Source organism: Actinoplanes sp. M2I2 (assembly GCF_023544445.1).
GTDB lineage: Bacteria > Actinomycetota > Actinomycetes > Mycobacteriales > Micromonosporaceae > Actinoplanes.
Genome location: NZ_JALPVJ010000011.1, coordinates 296700 through 309733, shown reverse-complemented (window position 1 = coordinate 309733; position 13034 = coordinate 296700). Strand labels below are relative to the sequence as shown.

The 13034-nt window shown below is 69.7% G+C and carries 16 protein-coding genes; 3 read left to right on the top strand and 13 right to left on the bottom strand.

Annotation, left to right across the window (positions count from 1 at the left end):
• Positions 1–465 precede the first annotated feature (465 nt).
• The 9 genes from HJC40_RS46655 to HJC40_RS24550 are packed head-to-tail and all read right to left on the bottom strand — an operon-like array spanning position 466 to position 7518.
• A complete protein-coding gene (locus tag HJC40_RS46655) occupies positions 466–726 on the bottom strand; it encodes a pentapeptide repeat-containing protein (RefSeq protein ID WP_374272616.1) in 261 nt (86 codons plus the stop codon).
• 31 nt (positions 727–757) lie between these two features.
• Entirely contained in the window at positions 758–1090 is a 333-nt protein-coding gene (locus HJC40_RS24585) for a pentapeptide repeat-containing protein (RefSeq protein ID WP_250003865.1), read from the bottom strand.
• 45 nt (positions 1091–1135) lie between these two features.
• Complete coding sequence (locus tag HJC40_RS24580) at positions 1136–1381, bottom strand: hypothetical protein (RefSeq protein WP_250003863.1); 246 nt, start codon at positions 1379–1381, stop codon at positions 1136–1138.
• A gap of 54 nt (positions 1382–1435) precedes the next feature.
• The gene (locus tag HJC40_RS24575; RefSeq protein WP_250003861.1) at positions 1436–1624 is read right to left on the bottom strand and encodes a hypothetical protein; all 189 of its coding nucleotides are present in this window, start codon (positions 1622–1624) and stop codon (positions 1436–1438) included.
• Positions 1625–1653: 29 nt separating this feature from the next.
• The gene (locus tag HJC40_RS24570; protein ID WP_250003859.1) at positions 1654–1956 is read right to left on the bottom strand and encodes a putative quinol monooxygenase; all 303 of its coding nucleotides are present in this window, start codon (positions 1954–1956) and stop codon (positions 1654–1656) included.
• Between the two features lie 4 nt (positions 1957–1960).
• On the bottom strand, positions 1961–3052 hold the full coding sequence (locus HJC40_RS24565; protein ID WP_250003857.1) for a CaiB/BaiF CoA-transferase family protein: 1092 nt from the start codon (positions 3050–3052) through the stop codon (positions 1961–1963).
• Entirely contained in the window at positions 3049–5064 is a 2016-nt protein-coding gene (locus HJC40_RS24560; RefSeq protein WP_250003855.1) for a 3-hydroxyacyl-CoA dehydrogenase NAD-binding domain-containing protein, read from the bottom strand. The genes HJC40_RS24565 and HJC40_RS24560 overlap by 4 nt, the downstream gene beginning before the upstream one ends.
• Complete coding sequence (locus tag HJC40_RS24555; protein ID WP_250003853.1) at positions 5064–6266, bottom strand: acetyl-CoA C-acetyltransferase; 1203 nt, start codon at positions 6264–6266, stop codon at positions 5064–5066. Before HJC40_RS24555 ends, HJC40_RS24560 begins: the two co-directional genes overlap by 1 nt.
• Complete coding sequence (locus HJC40_RS24550; RefSeq protein ID WP_250003851.1) at positions 6256–7518, bottom strand: acyl-CoA dehydrogenase family protein; 1263 nt, start codon at positions 7516–7518, stop codon at positions 6256–6258. The genes HJC40_RS24555 and HJC40_RS24550 overlap by 11 nt, the downstream gene beginning before the upstream one ends.
• A gap of 61 nt (positions 7519–7579) precedes the next feature.
• Between HJC40_RS24550 and HJC40_RS24545 the strand changes: the two genes are divergently transcribed.
• On the top strand, positions 7580–8179 hold the full coding sequence (locus HJC40_RS24545; RefSeq protein WP_250003849.1) for a TetR/AcrR family transcriptional regulator: 600 nt from the start codon (positions 7580–7582) through the stop codon (positions 8177–8179).
• Between the two features lie 374 nt (positions 8180–8553).
• On the opposite strand, the gene HJC40_RS24540 is transcribed toward HJC40_RS24545, so the two are convergent.
• Entirely contained in the window at positions 8554–8814 is a 261-nt protein-coding gene (locus HJC40_RS24540; protein WP_250003847.1) for a Prokaryotic metallothionein, read from the bottom strand.
• A gap of 396 nt (positions 8815–9210) precedes the next feature.
• Positions 9211–9561, bottom strand: a complete 351-nt coding sequence (locus HJC40_RS24535; protein WP_250003845.1) for a hypothetical protein — start codon at positions 9559–9561, stop codon at positions 9211–9213.
• A gap of 541 nt (positions 9562–10102) precedes the next feature.
• Between HJC40_RS24535 and HJC40_RS24530 the strand changes: the two genes are divergently transcribed.
• Together HJC40_RS24530 and HJC40_RS24525 are read left to right on the top strand one after the other, a co-directional pair.
• On the top strand, positions 10103–10621 hold the full coding sequence (locus tag HJC40_RS24530; RefSeq protein WP_250003843.1) for a hypothetical protein: 519 nt from the start codon (positions 10103–10105) through the stop codon (positions 10619–10621).
• Between the two features lie 71 nt (positions 10622–10692).
• Positions 10693–11127, top strand: a complete 435-nt coding sequence (locus HJC40_RS24525; protein WP_250003842.1) for a YfbM family protein — start codon at positions 10693–10695, stop codon at positions 11125–11127.
• Positions 11128–11393: 266 nt separating this feature from the next.
• Here HJC40_RS24525 and HJC40_RS24520 read toward each other — a convergent pair whose 3' ends face one another.
• Together HJC40_RS24520 and HJC40_RS24515 are read right to left on the bottom strand one after the other, a co-directional pair.
• Positions 11394–12053 (bottom strand): NAD(P)-binding domain-containing protein, encoded by a 660-nt coding sequence (locus HJC40_RS24520; protein ID WP_308200939.1) that lies wholly within the window; start codon positions 12051–12053, stop codon positions 11394–11396.
• Between the two features lie 38 nt (positions 12054–12091).
• Complete coding sequence (locus HJC40_RS24515; protein ID WP_250003840.1) at positions 12092–13033, bottom strand: SDR family oxidoreductase; 942 nt, start codon at positions 13031–13033, stop codon at positions 12092–12094.
• Between the last annotated feature and the right edge of the window lies 1 nt (position 13034).

Below are 13034 nucleotides of genomic sequence, written 5' to 3'. Positions count from 1 at the left end.
AGCCGCTGGAAAACCTTGCGCCACAGCACGATCAGCCCCCGCAGAATCGGCGACGTCGTCGCCGCAGCGCTACACCTCACCCATTTCGAATACCGGTACCTCAACGAACCTTGCTGAGATCACGTCAGTCGCAGCTCAAATGGGTGTTGACCGACCATCTGGACATTGGCGAGCCCGCCCGAAGTCCGCGAGCGCTAATCACCAACGGCGACCTCACCCGACAACGTGACGTCGCCCTACTTACCGGCGGAGCCCTCATCGGCGCGGCCGGCGGCGCGACCCTCGAAATTCTCTTGCTCCTGACCCAGTCCACGCGGCGCCGCCCACGCGAACAGGCGGCACATCAGAACGCCGCGCCGAGCGACCTAATCGTCACCGGCCGAGGCGACGTTCCCACGGGCGAACGATGGTCTGCGTGGAAGCGACGGTCCAGAGACCAGCGCTGAGCTGCTGAAGGCTGCGAAGTCATCGAGGTTGAGGCGGTGATGGCAGCACCACACCCGCCGGCAGCCGAATTCCCTTGTTCACCCGTGCTTGAGCCAGCTGTTGTGACGTAACGCCTACTACTTCGGTCAGGTCCGCGTCTTCCAGGTTCGCGTCGGTCAGGTTCGCCTTCCTTAGACTCGCCGCCGTCAGATTTGCACCTGCCAGAGTTACGTGATCCAGTTTGGCATTATCCAGGCGAGCCCCCGTCAGGTTCGAGTCTTTGAGCGACGCGAAGTTCAGGTCCGCTTAGCTCAGGTCCGCGTCACTTATTCTACGCCCCGTTTAGGATCGCCTTTCTTAGGTTCACGTCGCTCAGGTTCACGTCGGCGAGGTATGCGTAGGCAAGCTCCGCGTTGGCCAGATCCTCTCGGTCGAGGCCGAGCAGGGTGTTGGAGAGGTCTGTGCGGTGCATCTCCGGATAGGGGCGGTGGCTGAGAACATTGAAGGCGGCTCGGACGTCGGCGGGCGACGAGGGCACCGACTTCGGCTTGGAGGCGGGGCGTGGGGCGTGGGTGCGCACGAAGGCGGACAACACCTGGACAACCGCGTACGCGTCGGTCGAGGAGTCGATCATCAATCGTTGCAGGCCGTAGACTCCTCCCATGCGGATGGACAGCTTGTCTTGCTCTCTTCCGTCTTCCTGGCCGAGCTAATTGACGGCGGCGGTGGACCGGTCTGCGCCCTGCCCGGTCAGCCAGAAGAACATGTGAGTGAACGGATCCCAGCCGTTCGCGGCATACAGGCCGATCCAGACGAACGCGACGGCCGATTGCAGCCATGACCCGAACTTGAGCGCTTTCGTCTTCGAGTCGGTGCGGCCGAGGACACGTGGGAAGACACCTTCGCGGCCGAGGGTGAAGTAGTAACGCGCCGCGATGTTCTGGCATGCCAGCAAGGCGGCGCCCAGGCTGTGACATAAAGCATGTGACCAAGGATCACTAGGAAGTTTCTACAACCCGAGCCCGTCGAGGATGCGCAGCACGACGTTGGTCTTGCCCTGGGCGGCCGGCGGCTCGGCGTCGGCGATCATCAGGACGAGGTCGTCGACCTTGGCCACGACGTCGGTGCGACCGGCCGCCTCGGCGGCCTCGCGAAGGTGCTTGGCCAGCATCAGCAGCCGCTCCTGCTCGATCTCCACCGGGCCAGCGTAGTCGAGCCGGGCCACGGTCAAGGGGCGCCGAGACCCCCGGCGATCGTCGTCTCCCGGCTGGTGAACTCACCGGTCAGCATGGGCCTGGCCCGGGCGATCGCTTCCCGCGTCTCGGGCAGCCGCAGGGACGCGTCGTGGTGCTCCTTGGACTCCCACAGCTCGGTCACCCACAGGGTTTCCTCGTCGTCCGCGGCCAGGCCGACCAGGTAGAGGTGACAACCGGCGGCCCGCAGCCCGTCGGCGCCACCGGTGAGGATGGCGGCGACCTCGTCGCGGTGACCGGGCCGGGTCCTCATCGAGGCGATGTATCCGTAGGGCACGCGATCATCCTGGCACAGCCCCCGCCGCCGGCCATCCGGCCAGGACCTCCGCGACGGTCACCGCGGTGGGTGGTCGCGGTTCCCGGGCCGGTGTACGCCCGAAGCGCGGGGCCGGCGCGGGCTGGGTGAGACCGTCGACGTCGAGGAACGTGCGCCGGGCCCGGTTGTGCGGGTGGGCGGGCGCCTCGGTGGGGGAGAGGACCGGGGCCACGCAGGCGTCGAGGTCTTCGAACACCCGCGTCCAGTCGGCCCGCGACCGCGAGGCGAAACGGGCCGTGAACCGGGCCCGCAGCACCGGCCAGCCCGACCGGTCGTCCTGCTCGGGAAGGTCCTCGCCGGTCAGCCCGAGACCGTCGAGCAGGGCCCGGTAGAAGGGCGGCTCGAGCGCCCCGACCGCCATGTGCCCGCCGTCGGCCGTCTCGTACGTGTCGTAGAAGGGCGCGCCGCCGTCGAGCAGGTTGTCGCCGCGCCCGCCCGTCCAGACGCCGGCGCCGATCAGGCCGTGCAGGAACGTCGTGAGCAGCGCCGACCCGTCGACCATGGCCGCGTCGACGACCTGCCCGCGCCCGGAGCGGGAACGTTCCAGCAACGCGGCGAGCACGCCCACCGCGAGCAGCAGGCCGCCGCCGGCGAAGTCGGCGAGCAGGTTGATCGGGGCATGCGGGCGCTCTCCGGCCCGGCCCAGGGGTTCGAGCGCGCCGGCGACGGCAAGGTAGTCGATGTCGTGCCCGGCCCGCGCGGCCAGCGGCCCGTCCTGCCCCCACCCGGTCATCCGGGCGTAGACCAGCCGCGGGTTGATCTTCTCGCAGTCCGCCGGGCCGAAGCCGAGCCGTTCGGCCACGCCGGGCCGGTGCCCCTCGACCAGCACGTCGGCCCGCTCGATCAGGCGGAGCAGGCCGGCCCGCCCGGCCGCCGTCTTGAGGTCGAGCTCGACCGTACGGCGGCCGCGGTCGACCGGCCCGGGCGGCATCAGCGGTCCGCCGGGCCGGTCGACGCGCACCACGTCGGCGCCGAGGTCGGCCAGGACCATGCACCCGAACGGTCCCGGCGCGAGACCGGCGAGCTCCACCACCCGTACGCCGGACAGGGTGGTCATGCCGGCTCGAACCGGCTGCCGTAGCGCGCGGCCAGCGCCCGGGCCCGCCCCCGGAAGTCGGGATGCTGGTCGGCGAAGCGCAGCACGCCGCCGGTCCACGCCGGGTAGCCGATGCCCAGGATCGAGCCGACGTTGCCGTCCGGCTCGGTGCGCAGCACCCCCTCGGCCAGGCAGGCCCGCGCGTCGAGAGCCTCGGCGAACAGGAACCGGTCGCGCAGGTCCTCGAACGGCACGGCCCGGCCGCCGGCGGTGGCCAGCTCGGCCAGTCCGGGCCAGAGTCCGGTGCGCTTTCCTTCCTCGTACGTGTGGAAGCCCCGCCCGGCCGCGCGGCCCGGCCGGTCGTGGTCGTCGACCATGGCGTCCACGAGGGCATGGGACGGCCGGATCACGAACGCGTCGCCCGCGGCGGCCGCGCTCTGCCGGCGGATGCGCTGCATCAGCGACAGGCTGACCTCGTCGGCCAGGGCCAGCGGACCGGTCGGGTAACCGGCCCGCAGGGCGGCGTGCTCGATCGCCGCGGCCGGCACCCCCTCGGTCAGCATGCCGATCGCCTCGTCGAGGAACGTGCCGATCACCCGGCTGGTGAAGAACCCCCGGCCGTCGCCGACCACGATGGGCGTCTTGCCCAGCCGCCGGGCCAGGTCGAAGGCCCGGGCGACGGCCTCGTCGCCGGTCTGCTCGCCGACGACGATCTCGACCAGCGGCATCTTGGCGACCGGCGAGAAGAAGTGCAGGCCGACGAACGAGGCCGGCCGGGCGACCCCGGCGGCCAGGCCGGTGATCGGCAGGGTCGAGGTGTTGGAGGCGAGCAGGGCCCCGGGCGCGAGCACCGGCTCGACCGAGGCGAAGACCTCCCGTTTGAGCGCCGGATCCTCGAAGACGGCCTCGATGACGACGTCGCAGCCGGCCAGGTCGGCCACGTCGGCGGTGGTCGTGATCCGCTCATGCCGGGCCGCCCGGGCCGCCAGCTCGGGCGACACGTCCTTGACGACCACGTCGAGACCGGCCCGGGCGCACGCGAGCGCGATCCCCGCGCCCATCATCCCGGCTCCCAGCACCGCCACCCGGTGAGCCGGGGGCGCCTCGACCGCGGGCCGGGCCAGCCCGCCGTCGACCGCGCGCAGGTCGAAGAAGAGCGCCCCGATCAGGTTCTTGGCGATCGGCCCGGTGAGCAGGGTGATCAGGTGACGCGTCTCGATGACCTGGGCCGTGGCGAAGTCGACCTGCGCGCCCTCGACCGCGGTGGCCAGGATCTTCTCGGGCGCGGGCAGGGAAGCGCCCTTGAGCTGCCGGCGCAGGGCGGCCGGGAAGGCGGGCAGCTGGGCGGCGAGCCCGGGCGAGGACGGCGTGCCGCCGGGCATCCGGTAGCCGTCGCGGTCCCAGGGCTGGGCCGCGTCCGGGTTCGCGGCGATCCAGGCCCGCGCCCGCGCCAGCATCTCCCGCGGCGTGGCCACGACCTCGTCGACCAGGCCGTTGTCGCGCGCGTCGGCCGGGCGCAGGCGCCGCCCGCTGAGCAGCCAGGTGGTGAGCGCGGGGGCCAGGCCGAGCAGGCGGACCGTGCGGGTGACGCCGCCCGCGCCCGGCAGCAGCCCCAGCGTGACCTCGGGGAAGCCCAGCCGGGTGCCCGGCGCGTCGAGCGCGATGCGGTGATGGCAGGCGAGCGCCACCTCCAGGCCGCCGCCGAGCGCGGCGCCGTTGATCGCGGCGACCACCGGGCGGCCGTAGGTCTCCAGGCGCCGGAGGTCCCGCTTGATCGTGGTCAGCAGCTCGAACAGCGTCGGGGCGTCCTCCTTGGTGGCCCGGGCCATCGAGGGCAGGTCGCCGCCCGCGAAGAACGTGGTCTTGGCGCTGGTCACGATGACCCCGGTGACCCGGTCGCGCTCGGCCTCGAGCCGGTCCAGCGCCGCGGTCATGGCCGGCACGTAGGTGGCGTTCATCGTGTTGGCGCTATGCGCCGGGTCGTCCAGGGTGAGGGTGACGACGCCGTCGCCGCCGCGCTCGTAGCCGATCATCAGAGCCTCTCGAGAACGGTCGCGACGCCCATGCCGCCGCCGATGCACAGGGTCACCACGGCCCGCCGCTGGTCGCGTCGCTCCAGTTCGTCCAGCGCGGTGCCGAGCAGCATCGCGCCGGTCGCGCCGAGCGGGTGCCCGAGCGCGATCGCGCCGCCGTTGACGTTGACCCGCTCCGGGTCGAGGTCGAGCTCGCGGACGTAGCGGAGGACCACCGCGGCGAACGCCTCGTTGATCTCGAACAGGTCGATGTCGCCGGTGGTCAGGCCGGCCACGGCGAGGGCCTTGCGGGTGGCCGGGGCCGGCCCGGTCAGCATCAGCGTCGGGTCGGCGCCGGTGACGGCGGCCCCGGCGATGCGGGCCCGCGGCGTGAGGCCCAGGTCGCGCCCGGCCGCCTCGCTGCCGATCAGGACGAGCCCGGCGCCGTCCACGATGCCGGACGAGTTGCCCGCGTGGTGGACGTGCTCCAGGCGTTCCAGCCGGCCGAACTTGCGCAGCGCCACCGTGTCGAAGTCGGTGCCCGCGAACGACGGCCGGAGCTTGCCGAGCGCCTCGACGGTGGTGCCCGGCCGGGGATGCTCGTCGGCCGTCAGGATGTCCAGACCGTTGGCGTCGCGCACCGGCACGATCGAGCGCGCGAAGTGGCCGCCGGCCTGCGCCTTGGCCGCCCGCTCCTGCGACCGCACGGCGTACGCGTCGACGTCCTCGCGGGTGAGGCCCTCGAGCGTGGCGATGAGGTCGGCGCTGATGCCCTGCGGCACGAAGTCGGTGGCCAGCGCCGTCTCGGGGTCGAGGAACCAGGCGCCGCCGTCGGAGCCCATCGGGTTGCGCGACATCGACTCGACGCCGCCGGCCACGATCAGGTGCTCCCAGCCACCGCGGATGCGGGCCGCGGCCTGGTTGACCGCCTCGAGCCCCGAGCCGCAGAACCGGTTGAGCTGCACGCCGGCGACCGTGTCGGGCAGCCCGGCCAGCAGGGCGGCGGCGCGGGCGAGGTCCCCGCCCTGCTCGCCCACCGGCGTCACGATGCCGAGCACCAGATCGTCGACGCGGCCCGGGTCGAGGCCGGGCAGGCGGGCCCGCAACGCGTCGAGCAGGCCGGTGACCAGCGAGATCGGCTTCACCCCGTGCAGCGCGCCGGTCGGCTTGCCCCGGCCTCGCGGCGTGCGCAACGCGTCGTACACATAGGCCTCAGAGGGCACGGGCGATCAGCTCCTTCATGATCTCGTTCGTGCCGCCGTAAATCTTCTGGACGCGGGCGTCGGCGTACATGCGGGCGATCGGATACTCCGTCGTGTAGCCGTACCCTCCGAAGATCTGCAGGCAGCGGTCGACCACCTCGCACTGTCCCTCGGTGAGCCAGGCCTTGGCCATGGCCGCGGTCGACACGTCGAGCTCCCCGCGGGCGTGCCGCACGACGCAGTCGTCGAGGAACACGCGCGACACCCTCGTGCGGGTCGCGCACTCGGCCAGCACCATCCGGGTGTTCTGGTGGCCGGTCAGGGGCTTGCCGAAGGCGGTCCGCTCCTTGGCGTACGCCGTGGTCAGCTCGACCGCCCGCTGCATCGCGGCCACCGCGGCCACGCCGATGACCAGCCGTTCCTGGGGGAGCTGCCGCATCATCGCCAGGAACCCCGAGCCCTCGGCCCCCAGCCGGTTGGCCAGCGGCACCCGCAGGTCGTCGAAGAACAACTCGGCGGTGTCGTTGGCGTGCAGGCCGATCTTGTCGAGCAGCCGCCCCCGCCGGAAGCCCGCCGGGGCGCCGCCCTGCTTGCCCGGCTTGCCCTGCTCGCCCAGCTTGCCCAGCTCGCCCTGCTTGCCCAGCTCGCCCGGCTCGCCCAGCTCGCCCGGCTCGCCCGGCTCGCCCAGCTCGCACACGAGCAGGCTGATGCCCGCGGCCCGCTGCTCCGGGTCGGTTTTCACGGCCAGGATCAGCAGGTCGGCCAGGCCCCCGTTGGTGATGAAGGTCTTGGACCCGCTGACCAGATAGTCGTCGCCGTCACGGACGGCGCGGGTCCGCATCTCCTGCAGGTCCGAGCCGCCGCCCGGCTCGGTCATGCCGATCGCGCCGACCAGCTCGCCCGAGCAGAGACCGGGCAGCCAGCGCTGCTTCTGCTCCTCGGTCCCGTACGCCACCAGGTAGCCCGTGACGATGCCGCTGTGCACGGCCAGGCCGAGGCTGCCCTCGCCGGTCATGGTCTGCTCGTGCAGCACCACCGCCTCGTGCGTGAAGTCGCCGCCGCCCCCGCCGTACTGCTCGGGGACGCTCAGCCCGAGCAGCCCCAGCGCGCCGGCCTGCCGGTAGTGCTCGCGATCGGGGTGGCCCTGCCGTTCGTGGCGGGCCGCGTGCGGCAGCACCTGCTCGGTGAAGAAGGCACGGGCCAGCCCGGCCAGGTCGTCGTGCTCGGGCTTGAGCCACGCCGGGGTGTACCCGTCCAGTCCTGGGGTCGGCATGGTCCCACCCTCCCGGCTTGTTGGCAGGGTGTCAAAAAGCCGGTGCCGTATGGTCGTCGTCGTGAGTGTCCAGGCGGGACCGCGCCGCCGGCTGGAACCGGACGCGCGGCGGGAGCAGATCCTGTCGGTGGCCGTGCGGCTCTTCGGCGAACGGGGCTACGCCGACGTGTCCACCACCGACGTCGCCCGCGCTGCCGGGGTGGCCCGGGGCCTGGTCAACCACTACTTCGGCACCAAGAAAGACCTGTATCTGGACGTCATCCGGGTCATGCTCACCGTCCCCCGGGTGGCGATCGCCGCGCTGCCCGAGGGCGACCTGCCGACCCGGGTCGACGCGATCGTCGGCTGGTTCCTCGACGTCGTCTCCCGGCACAGCCGCTCCTGGCTGGCCGCGATCACGGCGGGCGGCATGGCCGGCGACCGCGACGTCGACCAGGTGATCGCCGACGCCATCGACGCGGCCGCCGACGCCGTCCTGCAAGCCGTCGGCCACCCCACGCCGGGCCCGGCGCTGCACGCGATGGCCCGCTCCTACGTCGGCCTGGCCGTCTCCACCGCCAGCGAGTGGCTGCGGCGCGGCGTCCTCACCCGGCCCCAGGTGCACCGGCTGCTCGCCGCCACCCTGCTCACCATGGCCGACCAGGTCTTCCCGGACGCCTGAGGCGATATTCCCCACTGCTCGTCCGTGAGGTCCACCCGACGATGCCGGGCATGACCATCGCACGACGGGATCCGTCCATTCCAGGGCGTCGGGCCGGTGGTATGACCTGATGGTCGCGGTCACCGGGCCGGCTTCGATCTGCTGCGCAAGCGCGTCCTGCTCCGCTGACAGACCCACGCCGTTTATTGCGGGAGGTCGTCGACCGCCGGCAGGCCCAGCGCATGAATGAAGCGAGCAGTCGTCACCTCGACGAACACATCGGCATCGTCGAGGTCCGGCTCATCCCCATCCTCATCCTCCCCCTTCCTGGCCCGGCGGGATGACAGGAGGCCTCCGTGAAGTCACTGTCATGAACGTCTATCCCATTTGGCCGATCAGTCGCCGGGCGCTTGCCCGGCGTGGTCGACCAGCTCAGCTGCGCTGGCCTGCTCGCCTCGCCGTGCACAGTGTGCGCTGCAGTAGAACACCCCGTCAGCTTCGACGCCGTGCCCAACGACCTTGCAGCCGCAGGTCTCACAGATCGGTGCGAGGCGGTGGATGGCGCATTCGAAGGAGTCGAACACGTGCACGGCGCCCGCCGCGTGCACCTCGAAGCTGAGCCGATAGTCGTTTCCGCATACTTCACAAGCCGCCATGCGTCTGTGATGCCCATGGTCACGGGCGAGAAACCCGAGAACCAACGGCGGTGACCAGGTGCACGGCGGACGAGGCCCGCATCGTGGCGTAGCAAGTCCCCGGGGCCGCGGAGGGGGCGTTCAAGCCCAATCGAGGGCCGCATCGTCATCCACCGCTCCATGATCGGCAATGAGCACCCTCCCGAGCCAGAGCCTCCGACCCGGCACACTCGGCACTCGCTCAGGCAGATCACAATTGTGCGCTGCCGGTAGCCCCGTATGCCTGCCGCTCCGATCAGACACATTTCCATCAGCAGACCCGCACGACTACACCGTCGTCCGAACCAGCCACGACGCGAATCGCGGAAGAGTACGTTGCGGTCTCCAAGGTTAATCCAGAGCCGGAGCACTCGAGCTCTACTCGCCCTCGACGGTCAAGCTGGCGCTGGGCCCTTCCCATGCCACGGCCTGGACGACCGGTAAGAGCCGGCTGATCCAGAGGTCAGTGACGGGATCGTTGAGCCGATCACCGACGAAGCGCAGCTCATGCAGCCGCGTTTGGATCATGGGTGCGCTCAATGAGACGGGCTCTGTGTCACCGAGCATCGGCAGAAGGTGCAGCTCGTAACCCTTCGCTACCTGCACCAATCGTCGGAAGACCCGTTCCGGCACATCGAAGCTGTCGGCCGGGTCCTTCCGGTACAACGCGACGATGAGATCGTTGTCGTATTGGCTTGGGTCCAGTCGATCTGCATAGTCACCGGCCACCGAGTCAGGATATGAAACAGACAGGCCCAGCGCGGGTCGCGGCATGAGAGCGCGCGCCCAGAAGGCTCCCGTGCATCGGCGCTGGCCAGCAGCTAACCTGGTGCGGCGCGCCGGGCAAAGGCGGGTGGGAAATTCCGTGCCAGTGCTCCTATGCTGACGACCGCGAGGTATGAGCCGGTTCGAGTCCGGTAGCCCGGCGCGCGCTGTCGACGACAGAAGCGGGTTGTCGGGTGGCAACATCGGCCTATGGTCGATGATTCGTTGGCGCACGGAACAGACGCCTACTTCCAAAGCTGGTCGTGGTGAAAGTGCCCCGCGTCAACTTGGCTCGCCCGTACCGTGGTCGTCGAGAGGGCGCCGAGTAGCGGATAGGGGTGACGTCGTGAGCCCTTCGGCGGATCGACGGAGCGTGTGGAAGGCGGCCGCCGACAGGTATGCGATACCGCGGCTTATGGGAGAATGGCTGATCGTAGGCAGCAGGCAGCTGATGCTTCGCCCGCTAGGCATGATAGTCAGAGGCGTCACAGCCCAACAGTTTACCGTGTTCGCCATTCTTGAGCCTCTCTTCATGCCGCTCGACTCCTTTCAAGCGAGTTGGCTGATCGCGACCGACTGCAACATGCGCCGGACCTTTTCGTATAACGACCTCAAACTTGGCGGTGAGCATGCCGAGAAATACATGAACGATTTGGCTGAAGCGATTAATGACACGGCGTACCCCTTTCTTGTGGAGAATGGCAGCTTGGAAGGCTATCTTGAACACTGCCGACGAAGAAATGACACCCATCCCAATGGGCGCGGAGACGTTAATGAGCTTTTCAGGCAGGCGGCGACAGCCGTCATGCTGAGCCGCCCCGATGATGCGATGGAGGCGCTCGGCAAGCTAAGGCAAGTTATTGAATCCGATCCGACTGATGACCGGGATTATGTTCGAGATCTATACGAGCAGGCTGGTGCTTTTCGGGATCGAGTCGAAGCTGATGCGGCAGCCGTGCGAGATGAACTGATTGGCGGCATCGACGAGCAGAAGCGGCGTCGGGGATTACCGCTGTCTGCGTAACACCAACAGGAGTGTTAAGCGATGAGTGGCGTGGCCAGGTGTGCTCCTCTGGGCGTGACGATCCGGCGACGGTGGAAACGCTGCTGTACGGCGACCCCGACGAGGAAGACGGAATGCCCGACCCGGAACTGGACCTGAACCTGGACAAGTCGTGGCACGCCATGCACTACCTCCTCACCGGGACCGCGTGGGACGTGAGCGAAGGCGCCGGCGCAGCTATGCTCGGCGGCGACGAAATCGGTGAGGACAACGGGTACGGACCAGCTCGGCTGCTCACCTCGGACACGGTGCGGGTGGTAGCCGCAGCCCTCGACGCGATCGATGTTGACAATCTGCGCAAGCGGTTCGTTCCGGAGGCTCTTGCGGCCGCCGACATCTATTCTGCGATCTGGACGCAGACCGACGTCGACTTCGGCAGCTACCTTGCGCCCTACTTCGTGCAGCTTCGGTCGTTCTACGGTCGCGCCTCGGCCAGCGGCCAGGCGGTGCTGCTCGCCATCAGCTGACGCCCTACTTTCGGCACGAGCGTGCTCGATGGCGTGACACGCTGTAGCCGATCTCAGTGGACGGCGCGCACGCTCGGCGGCAGATTAGGATGTTCGCTGCAGTTCCCTAAACTGAGGCGTCAGGGGAATGTGCGGATCAGTCGGGGCTGGCTGAAAATCGATTCCAGCAGCGCAGAACGGCCGAGGAACAATCCGGCGACACCACCACGATCTTTACTCGGGTGGTTGGGCTTTCCCGATCACCGCGGCCCGGGACCACTCGCGGTTTACCGCGTTGCGGCGGCCAGTGCCGTGCGGATGGCGTCCTCGCCAGCCGGTTGGCCTTTCTCGTTCGAGTACGGCCCGTACGGGGTCCCCCATACCGGGGTGTCGGTCGCTTGCCGCCAGCTGTCGGCCGGCGGTCCCGCGTCCAGCACGCTGTACCCGATGGATTCGATGAATACGGTCACCGCCGCCTTCGCCGGCGCGGAGTCCCCGGCGATCGGCAGGAACGAGCGGTCGCCTGCCTCCGCCTGGCGGGGGAGTGACAGCAGGTGCTTGAAGAAGATGTTGTTGAACGCTTTCACGATCATGGCGTCTGAGAGGTACCGCACCAGCAGCTCGCTCGAGGTGAGCGAATTGTTGTCGAGCTCGAGGATGGGCCCGTCACGCTCGGGGCCGTAGTTGCACGTGTCAATGACCGTCTTCCCGGCCAGTGGCGCCGCGGGCAGGTGGGGGAAGGCCTTGACCGGCACCGTTACCACGACGATGTCACCGGCTGCCGCGGCTTCCTCGCTGGTCGCGGCGGACGCCCGCGGCCCCAGTTCCGCGACCGTGTCCGCGAGCGTTCCGGGACCGCGTGAGTTGCTGAGCACGACCTGGTGTCCGGCCTCGACGGCGAGCCGCGCGATGGTGCTGCCGATGGCGCCGCTGCCGATGAAACCCATAGTTGTCATTTTCTGCGCCTCCATTCGGGTCCCTGCCGTCAGCTGGTGGGGAAGTAGTGGCCGTTGTCCAGATCGGCGAGCAGGCGGGGCTGAGCGGGTTCCCAGCCGAGGGTCCGGCGGGTGATGAGGTTGGACGCCGGGTAGCTCTGCGTGACGATGTTCGCGAGGAACCCGAAGTATCCCGGCAGCACCAGTTCGTCCACGGGAATGCTCACGGCGGGCACGCCAAGGCGGCTGCCGATGGCCTCGGCGATCTCGCGGAACGGGATGCCCCCGTCGTCGACCGCGTGCCAGTATCTGCCGGCCGGGCCCTTTTCCAGCGCCAGGCGGAACAAGGACGCGACATCGCGGGCATGCACGGCGTTCCACAGGTTCGCGCCGTCCGCGGGGTAGCCGATGAAGCCCTTCTCCTTCGCGAGCGCGATCAGCGCCGGGAGGAAGCCGGCACGATCCGTCGTGTCGTGTGCGATGTTGGCGATCCGCACGACCGACGACCGCACGCCCTGCTCGGCGAGTCCGATCACGGTGGTTTCCACGACGTTACGAGCCCGCAGGGTGCCCTTGTGCTCATCGTCGCTGGGCAGGGCCGGGTCCTCCTCGGTGGCTGTCCGGCCCAGGAATCCCTGCCCGGGCGAGCCGATGCTCCCGGCCGCGACCAGCGGCTTCCCGGTTCCCCCCAGTGCTTCGCCGTAGGCGAGCATGATCGGGACCTCCGCGGCGGCGACGGCGTGGACCCCGCCGGAGAAAAGCAGGTCCTGCCGGTGCGCGACGTGGATGACGCCGTCGGAGCCCGCAGCCGCCTCCTTGAGCCCGTCGAGGTCCTGGAGGTCGCCGCGGCGCACCTTCGCGCCGAGCGCGGACAATGCCGCCGCGGCCGTGTCCGACCGAGCCAGGCCGGTGACCTCGTGCCCTGCGGCGATGAGCTCGGCGACGATGTACGACCCGGAATGGCCGGTCCCGCCAGTGACGAAAACGCGCATG